Origin of the sequence: Paenibacillus sp. JGP012 (assembly GCF_014203995.1) — a bacterium.
Taxonomy (GTDB): domain Bacteria; phylum Bacillota; class Bacilli; order Paenibacillales; family Paenibacillaceae; genus Paenibacillus; species Paenibacillus silvae.
Window position 1 is genome coordinate 88,035 of the sequence record NZ_JACHKG010000018.1, and the last position, 26,327, is coordinate 114,361.

The window sequence follows — 26,327 nt, forward strand, 5'->3', positions numbered from 1 at the left end:
CATGAGATGGTTCAATTTTGACCTCCCATGTTCCATTACCCGCTATGTTCATGTCTTAATATGTACAACTTTTAACTTTTTAACGACTCTCCGATCCATGAAAATGATGAACTACGGAGGTTTTTCATATGATTAAAGAATATTTGCACATCAATAAAATACTGGATCTGGACAAATGGAAACGCCTTCAGGATTCACTTGCCACAGTAACCAAACTCGCTATACTAACCGTGGATTACAAAGGCATTCCCGTAACCAGCCACAGCAGCTGCCAGGCCTTCTGCCAGAACGTTCGCAAGGATCCCGAGCTTCTTCCCTACTGTCAGAAATGTGACTCGCGCGGCGGACTAGAGGCCGTTCGGCTCAATGAACCCTATATTTATCTCTGTCATTTCAATATTATCGACATTGCGATTCCAATTACCATTGACGGGAAATATATCGGAGCAGTCATGGCTGGACAAGTCAAGCTGGCTGACCCGGAGAAGGGAACCGATCTGGAGCAGATCGTGAGATCCAAAAATGTATCGATGCATGATGCCAAAATGAAGCATTTACAGGCAGATTATGACCAGCTGCCCGTTATGACGTACGAGGAGATTGTGAAGATTTCGAACATGCTGTCCCTGCTCTGCAACTATATTGTGGAGGAGGCGCTGAACAAAAACCTGCTGGTGGAGATGTTTGAGAAGGCTTCCGGCAATCAGGAGTCCGTGAACCTGTCCACGATTCTGCCCGGTTATTCCATTCGCAACATCGAATCCATCAAAAAGGAAATGACCAACGCCATCGCTGATGCTTATCTCAAAAATAGCCCAAATGATACGGACAGCGTGAATCCGGTGCTGCAGCCTGCTTTTGAGTATATTTACGCGCATAAAAGTGAACAGGTGTCTCTGAAACAAGCAGCCGAACTATGCCACCTGAGTCCAAGCTACTTTAGCCGGTTATTCGCGAAGGAAACGGGTGAAAACTTCACCACCTATCTCGCGAAGCTCAAAATCAAGTGGGCCAAGCAGCTGCTGGAGGTCACGGACATGCCCGTTTCACAGATCAGCGATGAGCTGGGATTTAATGAATCGGGGTATTTTATCAAAATTTTTAAAAAGTTCGAGGAAATTACACCTGCGCTCTATCGCAAATATATTCAGGAGCAGTGAACGATAAACGCTGTTGTGCCTGACATCTCACTCTAGTAAGACTCACGATCATTCACTTGCTATGAAAGCTGCTTCTGCAACTCCCCGTCCAGCCAATTCAGCGCGTCTCTCAGCTTGTCCTGCGGCACCGTATCGTATCGATCCCCTGTCGACATTTCGAAGGAGCAGGTGTTACCTTCGGTTTTGTTCAGATACGATGTGATCGCTATATCAAACTGCTGCACCATTTGCACCAGCAGCGGTTCGACTTCGGAGGCTGCAAGCGCAAAATGAACGTGGAACATGTTGGACACTGGCTGTTCGGGAACCGTTCTAATCCCGTGACATGCATTAAACAGTGACGCCAGCTCTTTGGCCTGCTCATAGTAATGTCCCATTTTGCCAACACGCTCATGATAATAATACCTGGAGCTGAGTATGTACGGGTACAGCCCGATCAGATCACCGCCATGCCGACGTTTCCACACCCTGGATTCCTGCATCATGTCTGAATCTCCAGCAAGAATTGCCCCCGCAATACCGCCAATACCTTTATAAAAAGAGATGTACACACTATCAAACAAACGACAAATCTCCGCTGGTGTTTTCTCATAATAAGGCGTGATCTCAAACAGACGTGCCCCGTCCAGATGCAGCTTGATGCCGCGTTCACGGCAATACGCCGAGATTGCTTCCAGCTCCTCGTATGCTGGCAGCTGCCCGCCAATCTCTCGCTGCGGCAGCTCAAGCAGTAGACAGGCTACCTCCTGTTTCATGCTCTTCACATCTTCGAGTGTAATCAACCGATCCGCTTCTCCGAGCAGAATGCTTTCAATCTGATGCAGCTCCTTCAGCCCGTCCTCCTCATGGATCTCCAGATGAGCCAGCGGATGATAGGCCACCCGTTTAACATCAGCCCGGTCACACCAGATGCGAAGTGCAATCTGCTGTGCCATCGTACCGCTTGGGAAAAACACCGCGGCTTCTTTACCCAGCACCTCCGCCATCTCCTGCTGGAACTCATCTATAATCGAACCATTGCCATAGTGGTCGCTGAACGTTTCTCCATCGACCTGCTCCAGCGCCTCCTGCAATACTTTCACTTTGCGGCTTCCATGCCCGCCTATAATATACGCGGCTTGATTGAAAGCATCAGCCAGCGTTATTACACTATTTTTATCCTGCATAATTCATCTCTCCTTCACTGTTCCGGTTCAGCCATAATGTCGACTAGCGCATGCAGCGCACTAGATATATGTTCACCACGAGAGTATACAAATCCTACTTCCAAACGAGAATATGGATCAGGCACAGGCAGTATGACGATTTCACTTCTGGACGCGGCCTGAGCAACCGAAGAACGTGGCAGCAGGGATACACCGAGCCCCGTAGCAACGCCATGAATAATCGTGTCCAATGTCCCGTACTCTATGACATTTAATGTACCAATGCCCTGGGTTCTCAGAAAACTCTCGGCTTGATCCCGGTGGCTGCAGCCAACCTCAAAAAATAGCATCGGTCTGTGAAGCAATACGGACATATCATGTTCATCTGATCCGGCGATTAGCACCAGTTCATCGTCATACATTTTGATATATTGCAGCTCCGAATGGTCTATTGGACCATACACCAAAGCTCCGTGAAGCTCATGCTTCATAACCTTCTGGTTCAGCTCATGTGTGCCTCCTGTGACAAGAGAATACTGTACCTTGGGATAACAGGAGCAATACTCCGCCAAGAGCGGCGTCAGGAATCGGGAGACAGCAGTCTCAATCGAGCCTAAACGAAGATTTCCCGTCGGCGGACCTCCTTGCTGTGCGGCCTCCTCGGCTTCGTCTAATAATTGCAATATTCGATCTGCATAACCAAGCAGGTTCTCTCCTGCCGGGGTAAGCAGCATTCCGCGATTCGAACGATGAAACAGCGGCACCTGCAGCTGTGCTTCCAGTTGTCTGATCCGTGTTGTTACGTTGGACTGCACATAATTAAGAGCAATCGCGGCTTTGCTGATACTGCCTTCGCGGGCAACCGCCTGGAATATTTTCAAATCACCAGCATCCAAAATCTTCACCTGCTTATCGTTATATGAGAGCATAAGAGCATTCTGCCAACTTAAAAGCTTGTACTTCAGGCCAACACTCTTCTATTTTCCACTTATATTCCACTATGATTATTAATGATACTGACCTTCATTTTTGTTTATTTTACGTGTTTTCAGCCTGCCTGTACAATGACTCAGTAATAGGCTTTATCTTTACACAAACACTGCGATGATGTGTAACTAAGCAGCTTATCTATATCATCTAGGAGGTAAACTCATGAAAGCTATAAAAACAATGAAGGCCATGATGCATTCTGGCCAAGCCGGTCTGAAAGGTCTTCACTATTCAACCTGTGCAGTCCCGAAAGCAGAACCCGGACATGTCGTGGTGCAGCTGCGCTCTGCCGGACTCAATCACCGCGATCTCTTCATTATGTCAGACCGCACACCTCAAGACACACCACTTATTCCTGGATCGGACGGTGCAGGTATTGTGGTCGAGGTCGGCGACGGTGTGCAGCATATCGCTGCAGGTGATCCGGTAATCATTCATCCGACACTCGACTGGCAGCATACCGCAGACGTGCCTGTTGTTCCGGGGATTGTCGGTGGTCCATCCGATGGAACGCTTGCACAATATATTGCGCTGCCTGCCAGCAATGTGCTTCCCAAGCCTGCCCACCTCTCCTGGAACGAAGCCGGGGTCTTATCTCTTGCTGCGCTGACCGCTTATCGGGCGTTGTTCACTCGTGGCGGACTCCAGGCTGGGGAACATCTCTTCATTCCTGGCATTGGAGGTGGTGTCGCTACTTATGCATTACTCATGGCAGGAGCTGCAGGAGCGAAGGTAACCGTGAGCTCCAGAAGTGAAGTTAAACGAGCCGAGGCAATGCGTCTGGGAGCGTTTCAGGCTTTGGACAGTCATGCAGACTGGGGAAATATGTTGAACAGGGACAATCCTGTAGACATCGTCCTGGACAGTATCGGACAAGCCATGTTTCCCAAATACGAGCAGATCATCAGACCGGGCGGACGAATTGTAATGTTTGGCGCAAGCTCGGGCGATGACCTGCATCTGCCGATTCGTTCGATCTTTTTTCCACAGATCAGTCTGATTGGCACCTCCATGGGCAGCCGCGAAGAGTTTGTGCAGATGCTGGACTTTGTAGAGAAACATCAGATTCGTCCCGTAGTAGACAGCATCTATTCACTTGAACATACCGCACAAGCGTTCGAACGTATGGAGAAAGGCGAGCAGTTCGGCAATATTGCTATACAGATCGATTAAAAAGCGACCTTGTGACCATGATCTTTCCCCCTAACAATGATAGACTATGCATAGACATCGTCATCGGTTGGGGGGATTTGCTTTTGACTCGTTTTCTTCAACGTTATATGAAGCGCACCATCGTTGTACTGATCGTAGTCATGCTTTCAGCACAGGTACCTGCAGTGAAGGAACTGCTGGCAAGAGGAGCCGCAGCATTGTACGTAGCTGCAAAATATCCGGGCCAAACGGTCACATTTGAACACTTTGAATATGAGCCACACTTTGGAGACTATATCATCTCTTATACGTCGCAAAAGACAGATTCACTACATCTCATGTTAGCACCGAAAATGTTGCCCATTTTCGTAAAATACAATCCATGGGATCAGCCAATGTCCGACTAAACGGACTGTCGATTTTCCGATTTATCAAGTTAATTATTCAGGAGGTGTATCATGTCCAACCATCAACATCTCGTTATGTTAGTTCGTAAAATGTTGAATGCGGAAGGAACCGAGCAGGAACTGGACGACATGTTAACCGAGGTACAACAGGCGCTGCCCTATGCAGAGGTTAGTAATCTGATTTTCTGGGATGAACGCGAGTTAACTGCGGAGCAGATTGTAGAAGAAGCGCTTCAAGCACGCCCAATACAGCTCCCGCCTCAATCTTGAACTTATTCAGGAGGTGAATGATATACATGTCTACCGAAGAATTAAATAACCCATTAGATGCTCATGATTTCGACTCAGCCTCTTCTCACGAAAAACAGGAAGCGCTCCGTCAGATCATTGAATTGCATGATCCTGAATTAACCCGGCAAGTGCTTGCTCTGGGTATGAATACACAGGAGGAAGATTTAGTGCGCATTGAAGCTTGGCGCGCCCTAGGTATGGCGGGAGCTTCCCCACTTCTAGATACGATTCGCGAAGCAGCAGGACAGTTGGTACGCAATGTAGAGGAAGACGAGGATGTGCAGATCTATGCTTTACAGACGTTAGCCCTGCTGCCCGTTACCGAGGCTGAAATTGCGCTGGCTCGGTATGTCATTGAATCGGACGCATATATTTTGCTCCAAAGCGCTGCTTTCGCTGTGATAAAAGCAAATAAACAGCTTTCCCAAGCTGTACAAGCGTTGGAATCTCTAGAATCACATTCAGAGTTCGGAGCTTCGGCCACACGGGAACTTCAATCTATATCGGGACGTGAGCAACAATGAAATCCAACGATAAACAGCTTTCATCAGAACAGGGTAAAGGACACTCCGCAGAAGAATCGACGGAGGCTACTCAAGCCGTTTACCTTACTCAAGGCGAGATTCATGCCATTCAGAAGGCCCTTCTTTTCCTCAAATTCGAATGCGAAGAGACCGCCTCATTGTTGTACGCGGGCAGTCCGTTATTGAATAGTGCACTAAACAAAATGAGAGAAGTCGATGTAAATAACGAATTCATCCAAAAATTTCACGCTCGCCCTAATCCCCATGCAGAGGCTTTTATGCGTGAAAAGCTGGAGCGATCGTATGCCGAAGAACGTGTGCCGCATGAGCGAACAGAAGAGCAGCTGGCTGAAATCTGGCGCAGCTGCATGTTTCCTTTTCCGGCAGACACCCCCGAGCCGAGGTCCTAAACTTCAAATTCTTTTATTTCGGTGAACTATTGAAGTAAATTACAGGTATAATATAGAAAACCTAGATGATTTATTACATACAGGAGGCGAATGATGGAAACGGAAGGTTTACGCGGTGTGGAGCAGCTTGCTCTGAAGAAACACAAAATCTATAAACAAAGCCTGCTTCGCTATCTGGCGCGCTCCATGCTGGCCAGCATGTTTATCGGCTTCGGCGTGATTGTCGCGTTCAAAACAGGAAATTTCTTCTATATGGAGGATTCCCCGTTTACATACCCTATGGCAGCGATCACCTTCGGTGCAGCAATTATCCTGATTGCTTACGGTGGCGGTGACCTGTTCACAGGCAACACATTCTATTACACCTATGCGGCATTGCGCAAAAAGCTGCGCTGGTTTGAAGTCATTAAGCTGTGGATTGCGAGCTATAGCGGAAATTTGATGGGTGCGGCCGTGTTTGCCCTGCTGATCTACCTGACGGGACTGTTTGATTCAGCACAGGTTAACGGTTTCTTGCTGAGTGTGGTCGAGCACAAGATGGAAGCGCCAGCGATGCAGCTCTTTTTCCGCGGCATTCTCTGTAACTGGCTGGTATGCCTGGCCTTTTTCGTTCCGATGTTCATGAAGGAAAATGGCGCCAAAATGTTTGCCATGATGCTCTTTGTTTTTTGCTTTTTTATCTCGGGCTATGAGCACAGCATCGCGAATATGTGTACATTTGCAATTGCGCTTGTGTTGAATCACCCTGGAACCATCTCGTTTGGCGGTGTAATTCACAACCTGGTGCCAGTGACTTTGGGCAATCTGGTGGGCGGCGTGCTGCTGATGGGCTTTATGTATTATGCAGTGAACAAACCGTTTCTGGACGAGGAGACACATTAATTTTCGAAAAAAAACCCCCTTCTTGCCCGGTTCAATGACCGCATCTGATCGGTAAGCCAAACCAAAACCCCCGGAAGTGTCTCCTGTTTCAGGAGCCACCGCCGGGGGTTTTTAGCCTGTCACCAGCAGGATGACAGAATGAATCTCTTCACCAGAACATTATGAACTAAGCACTTGTCCGCTTCATTTCGAGATGCAGCAGCGGAAACGGATTCCCGGAACCATCCAGCTCCGACCGACCGATCTGCACAAATCCCATCTTCGCATAGAAGCGGGCAGCGTCTTCATTCTGCTCATTGACATCTACTCTAAGCTCGGCGCCTTTCATCTTCATCGTTTGAAAGACCAGAAATTTACCGACGCCTTGTCCCTGAAAATGCTCATCGACAAACAACATTTCAATGAAGCTGTTATCCAGACCAATGAAACCGATTGGCTCCTGCTCGGCATCCAGCACTTCCCAGACTTCAACTTGTTTTTGCTCCAAAGCCTCACTTACCATTTGTTTATAAAAAAGAATGTGATGCTCCTCCAGAAATGTATGTGTAGCTCGAACAGCACGCTCCCAGACCGCTACCAATTTGGCGTGATCCTGCTCCCGATATGGTACCATTAACATGATGTAATTCACCCTCCTTTATCAAGTCACATGTAATTAGGCACAAACTCCCGGTCATATTCATGACCGACTTCAAGATGCGACCATTTTACATCCTTAGACCTTTGTACATTTTACCATATCCAGTATGTAAAGGGCATCTGCGATTCACCACCAATGTCATAACATAACGTATCGACAGATCATGTGTTCCTGCTCATCACACCTGCCGTCCTTAACCAAAAAACCGCCTCATTCGAGACGGCCTTTCCTTACTACATATATAATTAGTGCTGCAGCTGTGCAAGAATCTGCGGATCTTTAATTTTTTGATCCTCGGATAACAATACAATCTTGGACAAAATCTCGGCTGTTCTTGGATCTTCATCCAAAAACGGCAGGAAAATACGTCCGCGATGCTGGCTGTGCACTGGCACAATGTGCAATGCACCTGATGCCTGCTTGAATACATTGCCGCTTCCTAGATGAACAGCATATTCACCCAGATTACCGTCTATACGTGCATAATTGCCATCCAGACGCACATTGTTGATTTTGAGCAGACGCAAGGATTCATTCACAATGACATGACGCATCTCGATCGTTGTAAGGCTTGCCTCTGGATCAACACCACCTACATGAGCAATGCTGACGACCAGATCAACATCACGCATAACCTCGGAGAAGAATACGGGCGGAACATCCTTTAATTCCACAGGTTTATACGTGCGGCGATCATAGAATTGCACCGTTTCCAGCGTAGGGGCTTCTGTATCAGCCGGAGAGAACCAGTCCGCCATCGCATAGAGATTAGCAATCAAGTTATACTCATAACTTACCTTTTGCAATCCCTCTTCATAACTTACGGTCCACTGACGGCTTTTCAGCAAGCTGGCCGTTTTGTTCGGCTGAATCTGATAACCGGCGTACCTGCGGGATACCGTGCCTTGTGCAAGCTCATCCTCGTTCGGCAAATAGAGTTCACGGAAAACCTGCTTGAACGGCTGACGCTCCTGACGATCGAACAGCTCTCTCTGGAACTCGCTCCAGTTGCCGCTCTGATACAAATGCAGTGGATGAGCAATCAGCAGCTGATCCCCTTCCTTCAGAGTATAAGCGACTCCCTCTGTCCCTGGAGCAATCAATCCATTAGTCTGCGCGTCAAATCTTCCAAGTTGCGCGCCCGATTGGAAGATCAATGTTTTTATCAGCGGCTGGATCACTGGGTTGTTCATCAGATTAACAATCTCCTGACAGGTAAAAGCCGTACCTGCGTTCATGGAACGCTCCAGTTCCTGCTTGGCCCGACGGTATTGATTAGCCAGATCAGACTTCAATTCTTTCAGCTCTGCAATGTAACCATCTTTTTTGAATCGTGCTGGTACCGACTTCAGCGTTTTGCCTTTGCTGACAATAACCAGATCCGATTGGCCCTCATCATCAATAACAAGATGTGCCGTCGTATCTTCATCAAGTGTATGAGGTTCGAAATAAGACCTCATTTCATCCAGCTTGCGAGCCTCCATATCCCACATGAGACGTGTTACATCAGCATAACCTGCGTTACGTGCAAGATTGCCAAGTGCAATCTGGGATGCCAATCCTTCGCTTGCACGGCGCTGCGCCCCGAACTGCTTGCTCTGCATCAGGAATTTCTGGATAAAGTCGTACCGCTCACGTAAATCCTGATCCCGATCTTCAGCTAGTGGAATCAAGCTATAGGTCAATAAATGATCCTTGTTGCGTTTGTCTGCAACGGAATCGCGCATTTCCTTCAGGTCAAGCTTGCCCAGCGCGGCATCAGCGAATAATTGTGATCTGCGATGATTAGCCCCGCCGGAGATGTACTTGGCACAATCGTACAGCAGATTGAAACGTTCTTCTCCCACTGCTGCATAGGCTTCTTCAAACCAGGCAATATCAAAGGCTCCATCATTAAAATCTTGCGCCGGGATTGGCGAGTAATGCGCCACAATGGTTTCCTTTTCCGCGGTAAACTGTTCGTTAATATGCGCATGGAAATACCATGCAGCGCTGCGAAGTCCTTCCCAGCCGAGATGTCTCGCTACCAGCTCCATCCATTGAGGCGCATACATCGCTGCCTCCAGCAGCTTTTTCTCGTTAAACGGGTACTTCCGGATCAATTCACCCAGAAGCTGCTCATCTTCGCCAGCCCGAGGATAGCAATGTTTAATCAGGTAACTAAACGTTTCTTTACGAGTCGTGTTGTCCCCATAGCTATAGATATAACCCCGTACAAAAGTATCCTGATCCATCGCAGAGACCAGATGCACCCAATGCTCCATTCCCTCGATTCGTTCCAGCTTCATCGCAAGCGTGCTCACTTCCGTGGACAATTCTCCCCGCGTCAGCTCGATCTCCAGAATGCGATTCACGACAGTATCCCGCAGATGCATCAGCTTCGGATCATCTTGAATACGCTCTGTACGAGCAGATGTCATGTCACGGATGAAAACAAAACGATGATGTCCCATCAGCAGCTGCCGATATATTTCCTGATCATCAATCAGCTCTAACTGATACGCACGCAGGAAATCATCCAGCGACAGCAGTGATAATGGATAGTGAGGCTCCACAAGATGTGAGAATTGATAGGCTGTCTGGAAAAAACGTTTGAAACTGTCATTGTCGTATACGTTGTTTCTTACAATATAATTCCACGGACCTGTCAGAATGTGCAGCATACCCGTTTCCTTCACCAACTGCTCAGCTGGCATGCTAGAGATAATGGAAGCCCATGCTCTCTCCGAAGCCTCAAAGATCCCGCTTGAATCACAATCCAGAAACGCCGCCGAGATCAGAGCTTGAACCTGAAGCTTATACGGAAGAGCTTCCATCATTTCATGCAGCTTGATTATCTCGTTCATTGGGTAAATCTGCTCTGCAAATGTTTTGCGCCAACCCTCCAGCAGCGAAATCTTCCTTAATTCCTCATACTCATACTGGTTGACGTAGAAGGAGTAATGTTCATTCAGTTTGCTATTCAGCTTGCCTAGCTGTAATTCTACATACAACTGCAGCAGCTCCATATTCGTGAGCCCACTCCGCTCAAAATACTGCTTCCACACTTCAGGCAGCGGAAATTGGTCCAGTTCTTTCATTTTGGATCGTTCTGCATAAGGAACCATTGAACGCAAACCGGCTCCGACAAGCAGCGTATCTCTGTACCCCGCATAATACTCCACAACATACTCATGATCCCTGTGTTCATGAACCAGTGCATTCAAACCTTCCAGAATACTTTGGATCTTATCCAGCGATAGCTGAAAGATATCCTTCGGGCCACTGCCACTGTGGTCACGCTCTTCATCCAGCAGCAGTTCACGTCGATTCGGATCAAACAAACCATATCCATTGGAAGACGTGTAGCGGCTGCCTTCTTCAAGCAGTTTATCCAGCAGCTTTTGCTCCTTGGCTGTAGGCTTATCCAACAGCTCCGCCAAAGGCTTGAGCTGCTCTAATTGCTCTGCTCGCGCTTCATCCCCTTGAATCTCCGTTAACAGCTCAAGCGCTCCCAAACGCTGCAGTTCACTCTTGGCCTGGAGTAAACGCTCGACCGAGTCCTTCAACTTCTCTACAGGCTGCAGCAGCAGAACTTGAATAACCTTCTGTCGAAGAGAACCCGTTTTGAGCTTCAGCAGTGCTTCCATCTGCTGCATCTCCTCGCTAGTCAGCGAAAGCCGTTTTACCTTGATCAGTGCACTTTCACGATTGCTGATGCTCTTGTCGGATAAACTCTCAAACACAAACTGCCGCTGCACCTCGTTATCAGGTTCCTGCACAAACTGGGATAACAGCTCGCCACGTAATTCAGGGCTTAACCGATCCTTCAGGGCTATGACTTCTGCAATCCAGTCCGCATCCATATCATAAGCGGCCAGATATAACATCTTCTTGATTACGTCATCTGCTCCGATTCGATATTGAACATAATCCAGCACTCTGGAAGGTCCGCTTGAACCACCTTTTGGAATGAAATACAGCATCTTTTTGAATGAATCAAAGTCATAACGGCGTGCCTCTTTATCTTCAAGCACATCCCAGCGAGGCACATACACGCTGCGCTGATGCTCTCCCTCTTCAAAGCTCCAATTGTGCGTGTACGCCGCCGTATAATTTTGCACGACCCAGTGTATCAATTCAATATCTTGCACATTCAGTGTTTTGCGCGCCATCGCAAGACGAAGTCCCAAGTGTTGGCTGTTAGCCAGAATATACTGTGCTACAATTTTCTGATACAGTTCACCCTGATCCATAATCTCTACAATTTTACCTTGAAGCTCGTTCTCTTCAATAACAGCTGTAGCCCACAGGCTGATGTATAGTTTGTTGGCATTTTTCTCCTGCCGCCATGCCTCACGAACTTCCTCATGAACAAGTGCCTCGTACGCCTGTTCAGCCAGTTGAGACACTACACGCTGGTTCACAGCTTCAAGCCCAAGCCCGGTCCATACCCCCAAAGCTCTAACGACAGAACTGAACCGGGTCAGGTTGTTGTCCAGAATTATTTTTAATATGTAAATATACGCTTCAAGCGTCCCTTCGTCCATGCGTTCCAAAATGCTCTGGCGCAGTCCCTCCTGCAGTCTCGCCGCAATCAAGAGCTCACCGATCATATGATAAGCATCCGTCTGCTCGCTCATGAGCATGCCCTTGATCATTTCACCTGTCAGCAATGCAGCCTGGTTATCCCCATAAATAATGTCGTGCAGCGCCTGCTTGACTTCAGCATTATGATGATCCAGTTCATAGGCAATACAATCCGGCAGCACACTGCGATATTCATACAGATTAAACTTATCCTGCTCACGAAGAGTCAGGTAATCCATCAAGTGTAAATCTCTGGCCTCCATGCGAAATAAACCGAGCAGCTTGCGCAGCACATGAACGACATGCTGCCTTGGGTCGGAAGTCCGGAAAGGCCTGCGTTCGTAGCTGGTGCTGTAAGGATAGAGTGTTGCGCCTTCAGCAATATAACGGAATCGGGCAACAAACGAATCATCGGTCAGGTGCTCCAACACCTCAATAATGGGCTGAAACAGAGGCTGCTGCTTCTCCAATGCGAGACTGACCAGCAGTCTTTCCGCATTGAAATAACTCTCCTCATCCCCACGCAAATACGTTGACTCTGCCAAAGTGATGATATATTTCGACAACTCCAGCCGTGGTCCAGTAAAAGCACCTGCCTTCTGCTGCAATCCTTCAATATACGTTTGTACCTGATCTTCCTGATTCATTCTGTTCTCCTCCTTGTCATCCTGCTTCTTCCTACCACAGACGTCCAGCTAACATCGTAAAACGAATAAAGGCCACATCAGCACCATCCTCAATCGTCAGCGGCTCATCCAGCGCCTCTAGCTCCCGCTCATTCAGAAATACTTTGTAAAGTCCGTCTTCATATGCCATTATCGCGGCTTCCTTCGCCTCTGCCAGATCAGGAATACCCTCACCGTTTACCGTTCCAAAAGCAACCTTGCCCGCAGCGCCCTGAGCCCCGATCTCATCTGGCATCAGATACGCAAGCATGGACGAAGTATTTTTCCTCTCCTCGAAAGCCTGCACCTGCACTTCGACCATGTTTTCGATAAGAAGCCGAAGCGTGCAGGTTGTTTCCGGAAGCACGACTGCTTGTCTGGCGAGAGCCGGCTTGCGTTTCCCCAAACTTTTCACCGTAACCCATATCTTCAATGAAATGCCCCCTCTTTACCGAATGCTGCCTAAATCCAATTAAAACCAGCCGCATGCAACCTGTAAAATCCTAAATAAATACCCGAAATTCAGACAGTTCAAAACAAACCAAATACGTACATATGTACCCCTAATGAACATCATAACCAAAATATAAGTCTCTTTCATGAGCCCATAATCATGTTTACATCGAACCTGCGAACTAGAAGACATTTGCGCATAACACGCAAAAAGCCACTCCCCCGCATAATCAGGGATGAGCAGCTCGGAAGCACCTAACATGATATTCACGCATTTTAATACCGTTTTTCCGCTGGAATGTATCATACCAGACGCAACGGTTGAATCCTGACCGCAGCTGTCTTGAATCCAGGCATCCGGCAAACAGGGTCCAAATCCGGCCTTGTTGCCCGGTTCACATTCTGGATACCACCCCAGTGCATAGGTACAAACAACGTATCCTTCCTGATGGACTCCCTGATTCGGGAACGTACAGTGAATGTCCCATAAGCAGACGTGATCTCGACCCATTCACCGTCACGAATGCGGTGACGAGCTGCTGTTGCCGGATGCAGCTCCACAAAGTTCTCCAGCTCGCGAGCGGATAAAGCCGAACTTCTGCGAGTCTGCACACCCGTCAGATAATGAGGAAGAATTCGTCCATTCGTCAAAATCAGGGGATATTCATCTGAAACATCGTTCCAGCCCGGACTTGAGCCCAACGTAAATGCAGCCTTTCCGTCAGCATGAGCGAATCGTTCGCGGAACAATAAGCCCTCTCCTTGATCCTCCGCAGAAGGACAGGGCCAGTACACCCCCTGTTCCTTACGCAGACGCTCATAGGTAATGCCATAATAATCTGCCTTACCACCACGGCTAGCCACTCGTAATTCATTGAAAATATCCTCCGCCTTCTCGAACTCAAACCACGAGCCCTTGCCAAGCCTTGCTGCAATTCGGCATAAAATAACCCAGTCATCCAATGTCTCTCCCGATGCAGCTCTCCCCTGTTCCCGCAGAAGAACACGGCCCTCCAGATTCGTAAGTGTACCCTCATTCTCCATATAAGACGTTACTGGCAAAACAATATCCGCCAACCGGGCTGTTTCGGACAAAAACATATCAGCCACGACCAGCAAATCAAGCTTGCGCAGCCCTTCCTCCACCAGACGAACGTTGGGGTTAGAAACGACCGGGTTGGAGCCCATAACGAGCAAGGCACGAATATGCTGTTCATGAATGTGCTCCATCATCTCATAAGCCGATACACCTTTACCTGGCAAAGCCTCGGGTTCTATCCCCCAAACCGATGCTATATAGGCACGGTCCTCCGCATTTTCTATAGAACGATATCCTGGCAGTTGATCTGCCTTCTGCCCATGTTCTCGGCCTCCCTGCCCATTTCCTTGCCCGGTAACTGCACCATATCCACAACCCGTTCTGCCGATTTTGCCAGTTGCCAGCACCAGATTCAGAAAATGGCGAACAGCCATATGTCCATCCGTTTGCTGCTCCACCCCGCGTGCGGTCATAATCATGCCCGTTTGTGCATTTCCGAAAGCGATCGCGGCCTGTCTTATCATGTCCAGTTCAACTCCGCACGCGGTCGCAGCCTGTTCAAGCTGCAAATTTTCCATCTCCTGCACCAGCTGTTCATATCCACTGGTCCGTTGTTTAACAAACGCGGAATCCACCAAATCTGCCTCCACGATCACCTTCAGCATCGCATCAGCCAAGAGTGCATCCATACCAGGCTTCACCTGCAAGTGAAAATCAGCAATCGCAGCGGTTGCCGTCTTGCGAGGATCAATGACGATGATCAATGCTCCATTCTCTTTGGCCTCGTTAAAATAAGGCAGCAGTGTCGGCTGGCACTCGGCTATATTGGTGCCCGCCAGGATAATACATTCGGCTTTGGGAATGTCGGACAGCGGGAATGTTAAACCGCGGTCGATCCCGAAAACTTTACTGCCAGCAGAAGCGGCAGCTGACATGCAGAAACGGCCATTATAATCAATGTACTTGGTGCCAAGCGCCACCCGGGCGAATTTGCCAAGCAGATAGGCCGTTTCATTGGTTAATGATCCACCTCCGTATACACCAACAGTATCTGGCCCATAAGCATGCTGAAGCTGCTGAACACGATCCGCAATGGTCTGAAGTGCCTCCTCCCAAGAGCACGGCTGCAATTCTCCCCGGCGGCGAATGAGCGGCTGCATCAATCGCTCGGGACTGAATACTTGCTGATGAGCATTCAGGCCCTTTACACACAAGCGGCCCTGCGAAGCCTTGTTTGGCAAGCCTTGAACTGCATACTCCGCACGTCTCTGACCAGCAACAGGCGCAGCCAGCTCTTCCACTGACATCTTGCACTGTACGCTGCAATAGGGGCACTGGGTTTCTTTTACCACTAATTTGGACACCGCTTGTTCCGTATCTGCTGTTCCGCTCATACTTCCCCCTGCCTTTCTGAATAATGATTCGAAGCTTCACGCCTCAATCTGAAACTGAACCGCTTCAACTGACCTTTGCGTTCCGTCAAGCTTAACACTCGCCACAAGCACACGTTCCTGCTCCCGATTAAGCACAAGCTCCTGTTGAAACTGTGTATCCAAAAGTGTTTCCCGAATGGACGTACTTCCGAGTCGATCCATCCAGGCCCATATTGGTTCATCGAACCAGGCCGTTTGCCGGTACCATTGCAGACAGGCTGAGGCAAGCTGCAGAGCTTCCTCGATTGATTCAACCGTACCCAGAAGAAAACCTTGCTTCACAGGATGACCTGCATGACCACCTGCGTAAATCTCCCAACCTGCCGGAGAAGCCAGCAGACCGATATCCGTAACCAGCACAGGAACGAATGATTCCGGACCCGAAGCGATCGCTATACTCACTTTGTATGGCATTGCTGCATCCTTCCATAAGGTAAGAAGCTCTGACTGGACTCTGCCCATACTGGAGATACACGCTGTGGATGAATTGTGTTGATCTGATAACATGTGAATGTTATTCTTCGTATCCATCTCAGACAGTGTGGACCCTGACATATGAGCATAAAATTGAATAGCGGCAAGACATACCGGACACCCCTGTTCCGAATTCCAGTTCAGCTGCCTCAGGATCGAAGTCAAGTCATTACCAGTCTTTATCCACATCCCATTCAGCTGATGCTTCAGCTCTTCATGTCCCGTATCCGTACAGCGGCATACAGGCATCACCGCCTTCTTCTGAAAATCGCGTGAATCTGTACTTGCAGCAGCATCTTCATTAACCATTCCACGTTTCGCGTGTTTCAACAGCGCGGCCACCATCGGTCTGCAGCCGCCACAGGAGCCAGAAGCTTTGGTTTGCAGCTTTACTTGCTCCTCCGTCTCCAGCCCCTGCTCATGAATAGCCTTCAAAATGGATGCTTTGGTTACATTGTTGCAGGCACAAACTGTTTCGTGACCCGGAAGCGCAGCTGCAGCCATCTCAGCCGGATCAGGCGCCCCTTCCCGGGGAGCAAGCTCTGCGACCTCAGCCCCACGCTGCACCAGTCCAAGCAAAGCTGTTCCCTCTGCTGTATTTCCAAACAAAATGGCCCCCTTCACCTTGCCACCTTGCATCAGCACTTTTTTGTACGTTCCCTGTATGCGATCTAAATGCTGTACCGCCGTCTGCACACCCTCCCCGCTGATCTCTCCTGCCGAGAATACATCTACACCCGATACTTTAAGCTGTGAATAAGGAACGGAACCTGCATATCCTGTTGTTTTTTGTCCACACAAAGTACGTGCAAGCACTTTACCCTGCTCATACAAAGGTGCAACCAGGCCGTAACTGATTCCCCGATGCTCTGCACATTCTCCAACAGCATAGATATCAGGCACACTCGTGCGCATGTAATCATCAACCGTAATTGCACGATTCGTGGCAATACCACTTCTTCTAGCCAGCTCAACATTCGGCCGAATGCCAACAGCGACCACAACGACCTGTGCCTCCAGCTTCGAACCATCTGTAAAAAGCAGCCCCTGTGCTTGTGAACGTCCAGTAATTTTCTGTGTATTTTTATTCAAAAGAAAGGACATGCCCTGAGCTTCAAGCTCATGCTGAAGCATTGCTCCAGCCTCAACATCCAGCTGCCGGTTCATGATATAAGACGCATTATGGACTACCACCGCTTCCATGCCCAGATGCAGCAGCCCGCGTGCAGCCTCCAGTCCCAATAATCCGCCTCCGATCACGGCAGCTTTACTGAACTCCTTGGAGTAGTGTGACATGCGGTTACAATCATCTATCGTTCGGAAAGACATCACACGGTCCTTTTCAATCCCTGGAATTGGCGGCATAAATGGAGAGGAGCCTGTGGCCAAGATCAGAATATCGTACGTTTCCTTTTGGCCGGATGCTGTTTCGATGAATTTACGATCTGGTTCAATCCGTTGCACAGTCTCCCCCGTACACAGTCTGATCTTACGCTCCGCATACCAAGTCCAGTCATGGATGATGATATCCTGTAAGGAATGCTCTCCCTGGAGCACTTTGGATAACATAATTCGATTGTAGTTGGGTCGAGGCTCGGTCCCGTAGATGACGATCTCGTACATATCCGGTTCGAGTGCAACGATCTCTTCTACACATTTCACACCTGCCATGCCATTGCCGATTACGACCAGTTTCCTTTTATTCACGGGACGGCCCCCTTTCTCGGATTTAAACAGAACAACCCCTTTTCCTTATGGGGAAAAGGGGCCTCATTGCCTCCGTTCTACACGCCATTGTGTAGATTCTTATTAAGTTCAGATTAAGGTAATTCGTTTTTAATGTCAACTAAATTAACATAATAAAAGTGGGATTCGCTCGAAAATAATTATTTTAAAATTTAATGTTATTTTTATTGACATAATCTTTTCAACTTTTTATAATTTGAATCAAAATCACAGTGTTGTGATCATCTCAGAAGCGGAAAACACAAAGACGTGTACCGCTGTCGGCAACGGGGCCGCAAATCGTTCTGGTATCAGGACGGCTTGCGGTCTTTTTTTTGCCGGAACGAAGACATAGAGACATAACAAAAAACCTATCTGGATGAGGAGCGATGAAAATGATGGAGAGCAAGAGTTTTTGGAAAAGCGGACATAAGCCTACGCTGTTCGGAGCATTTATGTATTTTGACATCAGCTTTATGATCTGGGGCATGCTCGGTCCCCTCGCAGTTATTATTGCCATGGATTACCCGATGACTCCACTGGAAAAAGCAAACCTGGTCGCCCTGCCAATCCTCGGCGGCTCCATCCTGCGACTTGTGCTCGGCTTTATGTCCGACTATATTGGCCCCAAGCTGACCGCACAGATCGGTATGATTGTCACACTCGTGCCTTTGCTGCTGGGCTGGCTGTGGGTTGATTCTCTGAGTCAGCTCTACGTCGTCGCTCTTCTGCTTGGCGTAGCTGGTGCCTCATTTGCAGCTGCACTCCCCCTTGCAGGCCAGTGGTATCCCAAAGAGCATCAAGGTCTGGCCATGGGAATTGCCGGAGCAGGCAATAGTGGGACGGTGCTCGCCACGTTATTCGCTAATCGACTTGCCACTCATTTCGGCAGCTGGGAGGTTGTTTTTGGACTAGCGATCATTCCGATTGTAATTGTATTTGTACTCTTCTCCGTCTTCGCCAAAAACAGTCCGAACCGTCCTGAACCGAAAAAGCTCTCCCAATATGGAACTTTGCTTAAACAAAAGGATGCATGGGTCTTCTGTGCCTTTTACTGTGTCACCTTTGGCGGCTTCGTTGGACTATGCAATTATCTGACCATTTTCTTCAACACCCAATACGGGTTATCCGCAGTTCATGCCGCTGATATTACTACTTTCTGTGTGATTGCAGGCAGCTTCTTCCGGCCTGTTGGCGGTTTTCTGGCTGATAAAATCGGGGGAACCCGAATGCTGACCTTCTTGTACACAGGGGCCTGTGTTATGCTCCTCGGCGTGTCCTTCCTGCCCCCTCTGCCCGTTGTCATCGTAATGCTGTTCCTTGGCATGATGTGCCTTGGAGCAGGAAACGGCTCCGTATTCCAACTGGTTCCACAACGCTTTGGCAATGAAATCGGTCTGATGACTGGCATTGTAGGGGCTGCCGGTGGATTAGGCGGTTATGCACTGCCACTTATTCTGGGTCAGCTGTACAGCACCTATCAATCTTACACACCAGGCTTTGTCAGCCTTAGTCTCATCGCGGCTGCCTCTCTGTGCCTCGTGCTCTTCATGCAAGCCCGCTGGCGGGTAAGCTGGTTGAGCAGAGGCAGCAAGGGTATAGCCGAATCCACTTCACTGACGTCCTGATCCTATTGCTCGCCTAAATATGAACAAACAGCGCTAGCCAACTGGGCAGCGCTGTTTGTTTTGTATAAGTTGCACTATTTATTTACACGTGAACGGAGAGGACAGAAAAAACCTGAAAAAGCGGAGCGGTCGCCTTTATCACCGGATTTTCCCCTTTGGAACACAGAATTCAAAAAATCTGGGGATAACAGCGATTAGAAGGTTGTTCTGTCATCGGAGTGGATGGTGTAAAATCTTTAGTTCAACTTATAAAGTTGCTTCAGGACACATACTTCTGAAGAATAATCACCGCATTATGCCCGCCGAAGCCGAAGGAGTTGGACATGCCAATCTGTAGATTCGCCTCTCTGGCAACGTTCGGAACATAATCCAGATCACATTCATCATCTCGCTCTTCCTGGTTAATCGTTGGTGGAATGATGCCATGCTGCAGTGTTTGTACAAGGGAAATTGCTTCTGCCCCTCCAGCTGCACCAAGCATATGCCCTGTCATGGATTTATTAGCTGTGACAGGAATGCAATACGCCGCATCTCCAAAGAGCTGTTTAATCGCTCTCGTTTCCGATAAATCCCCTGCTTCTGTGCTGGTCGCATGAGCGTTAATCACATCAATATCACCAGGCTCCAGGTCCGCGTCACGCAGTGCAGCCCTCATCGCCAGAAAAGCTCCTCTGCCTTCAGGGTGAGTGGCTACCATGTGATACGCATCAGAGGTGGCTCCATACCCGGTAACCTCGGCGAGAATATTGGCTCCCCTTGCCAGCGCATGAGACAAGGATTCTACAACCAGTACGCCTGCCCCTTCAGCCATAACAAATCCGTCTCTCCTGCCATCGAACGGTCGGCTTGCTGCTGTATAGTCTTCGTTTCTGGTTGATAAAGCTGTTGCATTGCCAAAACTCGCAAGGGATATTTCCGTAACTGCCGCTTCCGTCCCGCCAGCAAAAATGACATCTGCTCCGCCGTGACGGATCAGCCTGAACGCTTCACCAATAGCCGTATTTCCGATGGAACACGCTGTTACCGGGGAAAGCGTCGGCCCCCAACAGCCAAATCGCATGCTCACCGCAGCTGCTGCCATATTGGATATCATTATCGGTACAAGCGTGGGGCTGACTCTCCCGGCTCCCCGCTGCGTTAATACACTTCCCTGTTCCATTAAGGTCTGAATGCCCCCTATACCAGAGCCAATATACACCCCGACGCGCTCTCGATCCATTGAATCCAGCACAAGACCCGAATGAATCAAAGCCTGATCGGCCGCAGCAACAGCAAATTGCACAAACCGATCCATACGCCGTGCTTCCTTTCGTCCAAAAAGAGCTTCACCGTCAAAATTACGTACCATACCACCGATCCTTGATTTATATAATCTGCTGTCCAGATGTTCAATCGGAGATATGCCGGACTTCCCTTCCTTCAATGCATTCCAGAATGCATCCACATCATTTCCGAGTGGAGAGATCACACCCATCCCCGTAATAACAACACGTTCCATCGTCATTCCCGTGTTTCTCCCTTCTAATTATCCTTTAGTTGTCTTCAACTTTGTGTTTCCTGAGGCTTGTGCATTCATAGTGCCATGTTTTTATATCCTATTACAAGTTGTCATTTATCATAGTATAATGAGTACCATGTTAGAGTGGAGGAATGATGATATGAGTGAAACGACTCGCTTACAGGCCTTATCTGCTTTCTTGAAGACACAACGTTCCAGATTATCCCCGGAATCCGTTGGTTTACCTGCCGGAGGACGGCGAAGAACTCCAGGCCTGAGAAGAGAAGAAGTAGCCCAATTGGCTGGAGTAAGCACCACCTGGTATACCTGGCTGGAGCAAGGACGAAGCATTCAGGTTTCTCATGCGGTACTCGACAGCATAGCTTCTGCCCTGAGACTCACTGCCGATGAACGGAAGTATCTGTTTTCACTTGCTATGGAGCATTATTCGGATCTGCCCGCTCCGGAGCCGGACACCTTTCAGCTGCATCCGTCCCTGCAGAAAATTTTGCAGGAACTTCGGTACTGCCCAACCATTATCTCGGATCGGCGCTGCTTTATTGTGGGATGGAACGAAGCGGCCGCACAGGTCTTCATGAACTTTGAACAAATCCCGTTGGAGCAGCGCAATATGATTAGTCTGTTATTCGATCGGAAGGAGCTGCGCAGGCTTGCCGTGAACTGGGAAGACTTTGTGAGCGGATTTTTATCTATTTTCCGTGGCTATTATGGTCGTTATGTGGACGATGAATGGTATAATTTATTTTTGGATGACATGATAGACCGCCACCCTGATTTTCACACATTATGGAAACAAAGCAGCGTGAGCAGTGCTCCTGATGTGTGGATCGAATTCAGACATTCCAAAGCAGGCAAAATGCTGTTTGATCTGACCTCATTACAGGTGCAGGGCAATGCTGATTTGCGCTGCAGCATCTATACTCCAGCACCAGAAACCGCAACAGAACGCAAGCTAAAGCAGTTGTTGGAGCGTGGCAGTGAAGTTTGAACAGAAGGCCTATTAACGGAAAGACGGCATAAACAGCCAATATATTTTTAAAACGTGGTTTGAGAAAGGGACATCATGACCAAAGTGCTTATTATAGAGGACGACAACATGCTGGGTGATACGTTATGCCTGTATTTACAAGGGGAAGAATACGAAGTATGTCGGGTTGATACCATTGGGAGAGGCCTTGTGCAGCTTGAAAACCGACCGGATATCATTTTACTCGACTTGATGTTACCCGATTCCAAAGACAAACATCCCTGCGCACTGATGCGTGAACATACCTCAATCCCGATCATTGTCATATCTTCGTTAACCGAGGTTTCCGAGCGTATTCGCTCCTTAACCGGCGGTGCGGATGATTTTGTGTGCAAACCCTTCAGTATGCAGGAGTTGAAGGCACGCATCGAGGCTGTGCTGCGCAGGTATACGCTGCTGAAAAGTTCCTCCGTTGTCGAACATGAGCCTGGAATCTCGCTCGATCTGGCTCGTCGAACGATTCTGCTGAATCATCGCAGAATAGAGACGACCTTTTCAGAATTCGAAATAATGAAGCTGTTTGTGGCTCACCCCGGCAAGGTGTTCAGTCGATACGCCCTCATCGAGGCCATTCGCGGGATTGATGCCTATATCCATGATCGAACAATAGATGTACATATTACGAACTTGCGTAAAAAGATTGAAGATAACCCGAAAAACCCCCAATATATTCAAACGGTATGGGGGGTCGGGTATAAATTCACACCATAAGCGGGTCAACATAGCCTGGGCATTGTGATTACCACGGTAGCGATTCAATAATGAAATCAATTTCTTGCTGTACCTTCTGCAGCAAAAATTTCAGCTCCGTTTCCGAGAACGGGACCGACAACAGCGCTTCCAGACGAAGCACGGCCTGTAACAAATGTACAGCATGCAGATGGGCAGCAACACCTACGAGAGAATGTGTACTTCGTACGACGAAATCCATCTTCTGCTGATGCAGACTGGTTTGGATTCTGGATTCAAAATTCTTGTATTCGAGAGAAAACCGGGTCAATGCATACTGAAGAAGATGTGGTCTGTCATCCATCTGTTTCAGTGCTTTTTCTGCCTCTATTCCCCTGATTCCAAATATGCCCTTCAGACCAATCCAGTTATCTATTATTGATCTGATCTGTTTCTGATCAATCGGTTTGGTCAGAACGGCATTCATGCCAGCCACGATACATTCTTCACGCACCTTCTCTGCTCCGTATGCGGTAAGTGCAATGACAGGGGTCTGATCATACTGTCTCATTTGCCGAATTTGTTTGACCGCCTCTATTCCGTTCATTTCCGGCATATTCAAATCCATCAGTACCAGCTTCCATTGCTGTGTGTGCAGCTTGCCCAGAACCTCTATTCCATTATTCACGACGCAGACCTCATATCCCAACTGCTGCAGCATGGCATGTATAGCGATCTGGTTGATCTCATGATCCTCCGCTACTAAAATGGAGCCTAGCTTCTGCCCGGGCTGTTCATCGTCCGATCGCATCTGCTGCACCTCTTCACGCTGAAAAGCAAGTAATGCTTCAAAGAGTCCAACACGAGTCAGTGGCTTGAACAGAATGACCTGGGGAGTACTGTAATGCTGCTCACTTGCCACTGCAATTTCACTGGTCGCATGTGTATATCCAAACACCTGAATCCGGGAATGCCGCAGCCGGGCCATCAGCCTGCTCCAGTCCGGATCAAAATGTATATGTTCTGTATCCATATCCAGCATAATCAACAGGCAAGGTGATTCCTCTTCTTCTCGTTCATCATTAACATGTTCGAGCACCTGTTGAAAAGAAACGTAGACTTCCGGCCGAAGACCAAACGAACGCAGCATCTGCTCCAGATTCCCAGCCACTCTCATGTCACTATCCACTATAATTACATCATTGACAGCATACAATAAAGGGTAGGTTGGAAGGAATGATCGTTCTTCTGTTTCTGTCAATTCATACATCAGGTCAAACGTAAATATGCTGTATTCACCAAGCACACTTTCCACTTGCAAACTGCCCCCGAGGGAGGTAACAAGGAGATAACAAATAACAAGGCCCAATCCAGAGCCGCCATACTTTCGATATGTCGAAGGTTCAGCCTGACTAAAGGGGACAAATAAACGCTCCATCTGTTCAGATGAAATTCCGATTCCTGTATCTTGAACCTCAAAACGAACTTCGACACTTTTTTCTTCAAATGCAAGCACTTCTGCATGCAGAATAACGTATCCTTGATCCGTAAATTTAATGGCATTACCCAAAAGATTGATAAGCACCTGCTCCAGTCGAAACGGGTCACCAAGCACCGTTAAAGGCAAATCGGGATCAGTCTGAAAAATGACCTTGATATCCTTATGCCCAATAGCAGTGCTAATCTGATCCGCCACACGTTTAAAAACCTCTTCCAATGAAAACGGTACATGCTCCACATTAAATCTCCCGGCTTCAATCTTGGAAAAATCCAGGATATCCTTGACCAGATTGAGTAAGGACTGAGAGGAGACCATGATTTTGCTCACATAATCCAGCTGCTGCGTGGTAAGATCCGTTCGCTGTAACAATGAGCTGAAGCTGGTAATACTATTCAGTGGTGTCCGCAGCTCATGACTCATTAAAGCAAGAAATTCACTCTTTGCCTGACTCGCCTTGTCGGCTTTCATACGTCTGTGTTGATCTGTAATATCCTGAAAAACTGCTCTAATCTGCTCTATAGACCTGAATGACTTGAGCGGATGCAGATGAACACGAACGTGCAGCTCTTCACTTTCCCCTATACGGAAGATTAACTCCGTCTCTTGTATAGTTCTGGTTGAAAGTGTGTTCTTCAGAACCGTAAACCAGCATTCCACCTTCTCCATCACAAGCAAGTCTCCAAGCTCACGTCCGATCACCTGCTCCCTGTCCGCTTGAAGAACATCAAGAAATTTCTGATTAATTGACACGATCGTGCCTCTGCTGTCCAGACCCGCCACCCAATTCGCAGATACTCGCTCCAGCATGCGATAGCGCTCCTCACTCTCCTGAACTCTGCGTCTGACCGCTCGATGCTCTGTAATATCAAGTCCGTATCCAATGACATACTTCACCATTTCGTCTTCTACATACGGGCCTAATTTGACAAGTGCATAGTTCCCCTGATACTCGATCTCAAAAAAAAAGGATTCGCCTTTCCAGGCCCTGTTGAACTGTGTTTTCAGAAACTGAATTTTCTCCGGCGGCAGAACTTTAATCGTGCCAAGCTGAAAGCATTCCTCCAGACTTCGCATATCCATATCTAACCGAGACAACATCTCTCCTTCCAGCAAAAGAAATTCAAATTCCCCGTTCACTTTGCGAACTTTTAAAGTGAATCCTGGCTGCATACGGAGCATCTTGATCATCTCCTGCTCCTTCTGGACCACCAGCTGTCTGTAATAATGATTCTGATTCAGGAAATAGATGAACAATACAAGCAGAAGCATACCGAGGAAATGGCAAAACAAGACTGTTCCCCGGCTTTGGAGGGTTGAGGAGTCAGAGGTGACTAAAGTGGTCAACTGATATGCTGAAATCAGCAGTAATGACCCGGATATCCAGCGGTTGACAAAACCATGAATATACTTGAAATTCAGCGTAATTATGAGTACAAACACTACCTCGTACATGGCATACTGCCAATTCTCTATCGAGGGCCACAGTCCCACATTGAGCCGAAACATCCATAAGCCGGCAAATGTAATAAATGCCGTTCCTCCTCCACCATAATAGGCAGCCAGAAGATAGGCAACAGAACGGAAGTTAAGCACCGTACCGTCTTCTAATACAATGGAGAAATAGTATAGAACGGTACCCAGCATACTCATAGAAATACCTATAATCACTTTTGAGGTAAACGACAATTCCCGTCGATTGTTCAATTGATTTAGATAGTGATGCACCAGAAAAACAATAATCAGTATTAATGTAAAATTTAAAACCAGATCGCGCAGCAAAGTTCACCATCCAAGTTACGACTTCAGCATTACTTAATATAGATCAGGACACGCCCTAAGTAATAATCAAATCATATTACGCAAAACTTTTGTATTCAATTGCGGATATTGACCTGTTTTCATACACTCTTCCATGCTTTCTTCTAACATGCGCTATGCGCTCCAAAAATTCACTTCAAATTTAACCTAAACATAAAAAGGAGCCGCTTGGCTCCTTAATACTTAAATTGATGAAGCAGATTTGC

19 protein-coding genes are annotated in these 26,327 nt (G+C 48.0%); 10 read left to right on the plus strand and 9 right to left on the minus strand.

Translation table 11 applies throughout. The annotated features are described in order from the left end of the window. Window positions 1-128: 128 nt before the first annotated feature. Window positions 129-1,160 carry a PocR ligand-binding domain-containing protein gene (locus HNR77_RS20115; RefSeq protein WP_184188204.1) on the plus strand — a complete coding sequence of 344 codons (1,032 nt, stop codon included), beginning with the start codon at window positions 129-131 and terminating at the stop codon, window positions 1,158-1,160. Between the two features lie 59 nt (window positions 1,161-1,219). Here HNR77_RS20115 and HNR77_RS20120 read toward each other — a convergent pair whose 3' ends face one another. Together HNR77_RS20120 and HNR77_RS20125 are read right to left on the minus strand one after the other, a co-directional pair. Continuing rightward, window positions 1,220-2,326, minus strand: coding sequence for a threonine aldolase family protein (locus HNR77_RS20120; RefSeq protein ID WP_184188207.1), 1,107 nt, complete (start codon window positions 2,324-2,326; stop codon window positions 1,220-1,222). Window positions 2,327-2,340: 14 nt separating this feature from the next. Continuing rightward, window positions 2,341-3,201 (minus strand): LysR family transcriptional regulator, encoded by an 861-nt coding sequence (locus HNR77_RS20125; protein ID WP_184188305.1) that lies wholly within the window; start codon window positions 3,199-3,201, stop codon window positions 2,341-2,343. 274 nt (window positions 3,202-3,475) lie between these two features. Between HNR77_RS20125 and HNR77_RS20130 the strand changes: the two genes are divergently transcribed. From HNR77_RS20130 to HNR77_RS20155, 6 genes are all read left to right on the plus strand, one after another. Continuing rightward, complete coding sequence (locus HNR77_RS20130; RefSeq protein ID WP_184188308.1) at window positions 3,476-4,468, plus strand: zinc-binding dehydrogenase; 993 nt, start codon at window positions 3,476-3,478, stop codon at window positions 4,466-4,468. 83 nt (window positions 4,469-4,551) lie between these two features. Continuing rightward, entirely contained in the window at window positions 4,552-4,854 is a 303-nt protein-coding gene (locus HNR77_RS20135; RefSeq protein WP_184188210.1) for a hypothetical protein, read from the plus strand. Window positions 4,855-4,905: 51 nt separating this feature from the next. Beyond that, complete coding sequence (locus HNR77_RS20140) at window positions 4,906-5,124, plus strand: bacteriocin immunity protein (protein WP_184188212.1); 219 nt, start codon at window positions 4,906-4,908, stop codon at window positions 5,122-5,124. A gap of 26 nt (window positions 5,125-5,150) precedes the next feature. Next, a complete protein-coding gene (locus tag HNR77_RS20145; RefSeq protein ID WP_184188214.1) occupies window positions 5,151-5,669 on the plus strand; it encodes a hypothetical protein in 519 nt (172 codons plus the stop codon). Continuing rightward, window positions 5,666-6,079, plus strand: coding sequence for a hypothetical protein (locus HNR77_RS20150; RefSeq protein WP_184188216.1), 414 nt, complete (start codon window positions 5,666-5,668; stop codon window positions 6,077-6,079). The genes HNR77_RS20145 and HNR77_RS20150 overlap by 4 nt, the downstream gene beginning before the upstream one ends. 93 nt (window positions 6,080-6,172) lie before the next feature. After that, a complete protein-coding gene (locus tag HNR77_RS20155) occupies window positions 6,173-6,961 on the plus strand; it encodes a formate/nitrite transporter family protein (RefSeq protein ID WP_184188218.1) in 789 nt (262 codons plus the stop codon). 166 nt (window positions 6,962-7,127) lie between these two features. Here the strand turns inward: HNR77_RS20155 and HNR77_RS20160 are convergent, their stop codons facing one another. From HNR77_RS20160 to HNR77_RS20180, 5 genes are all read right to left on the minus strand, one after another. Next, window positions 7,128-7,580, minus strand: a complete 453-nt coding sequence (locus HNR77_RS20160; RefSeq protein WP_184188220.1) for a GNAT family N-acetyltransferase — start codon at window positions 7,578-7,580, stop codon at window positions 7,128-7,130. Between the two features lie 266 nt (window positions 7,581-7,846). Beyond that, window positions 7,847-12,817, minus strand: coding sequence for a DUF4132 domain-containing protein (locus tag HNR77_RS20165; protein WP_184188222.1), 4,971 nt, complete (start codon window positions 12,815-12,817; stop codon window positions 7,847-7,849). 31 nt (window positions 12,818-12,848) lie between these two features. Beyond that, complete coding sequence (locus tag HNR77_RS20170; RefSeq protein WP_184188225.1) at window positions 12,849-13,268, minus strand: hypothetical protein; 420 nt, start codon at window positions 13,266-13,268, stop codon at window positions 12,849-12,851. A 323-nt stretch (window positions 13,269-13,591) separates the two neighbouring features. Next, entirely contained in the window at window positions 13,592-15,721 is a 2,130-nt protein-coding gene (nasC, locus tag HNR77_RS20175; protein WP_184188228.1) for an assimilatory nitrate reductase catalytic subunit NasC, read from the minus strand. A gap of 36 nt (window positions 15,722-15,757) precedes the next feature. Beyond that, window positions 15,758-17,941 (minus strand): FAD-dependent oxidoreductase, encoded by a 2,184-nt coding sequence (locus HNR77_RS20180; RefSeq protein WP_184188231.1) that lies wholly within the window; start codon window positions 17,939-17,941, stop codon window positions 15,758-15,760. Window positions 17,942-18,357: 416 nt separating this feature from the next. On the opposite strand from HNR77_RS20180, the gene HNR77_RS20185 reads away from it, so the two are divergent. Next, a complete protein-coding gene (locus tag HNR77_RS20185) occupies window positions 18,358-19,587 on the plus strand; it encodes a nitrate/nitrite transporter (protein ID WP_184188234.1) in 1,230 nt (409 codons plus the stop codon). A 259-nt stretch (window positions 19,588-19,846) separates the two neighbouring features. Here HNR77_RS20185 and fabF read toward each other — a convergent pair whose 3' ends face one another. Next, on the minus strand, window positions 19,847-21,085 hold the full coding sequence (gene fabF / locus HNR77_RS20190) for a beta-ketoacyl-ACP synthase II (protein ID WP_184188311.1): 1,239 nt from the start codon (window positions 21,083-21,085) through the stop codon (window positions 19,847-19,849). Between the two features lie 160 nt (window positions 21,086-21,245). On the opposite strand from fabF, the gene HNR77_RS20195 reads away from it, so the two are divergent. Next, the gene (locus HNR77_RS20195; protein WP_184188237.1) at window positions 21,246-22,094 is read left to right on the plus strand and encodes a helix-turn-helix transcriptional regulator; all 849 of its coding nucleotides are present in this window, start codon (window positions 21,246-21,248) and stop codon (window positions 22,092-22,094) included. Window positions 22,095-22,169: 75 nt separating this feature from the next. Then, on the plus strand, window positions 22,170-22,844 hold the full coding sequence (locus HNR77_RS20200; protein ID WP_184188240.1) for a response regulator transcription factor: 675 nt from the start codon (window positions 22,170-22,172) through the stop codon (window positions 22,842-22,844). 28 nt (window positions 22,845-22,872) lie between these two features. On the opposite strand, the gene HNR77_RS20205 is transcribed toward HNR77_RS20200, so the two are convergent. Then, window positions 22,873-25,953, minus strand: a complete 3,081-nt coding sequence (locus HNR77_RS20205; protein WP_221443934.1) for a PAS domain-containing hybrid sensor histidine kinase/response regulator — start codon at window positions 25,951-25,953, stop codon at window positions 22,873-22,875. Window positions 25,954-26,327: the final 374 nt, after the last annotated feature.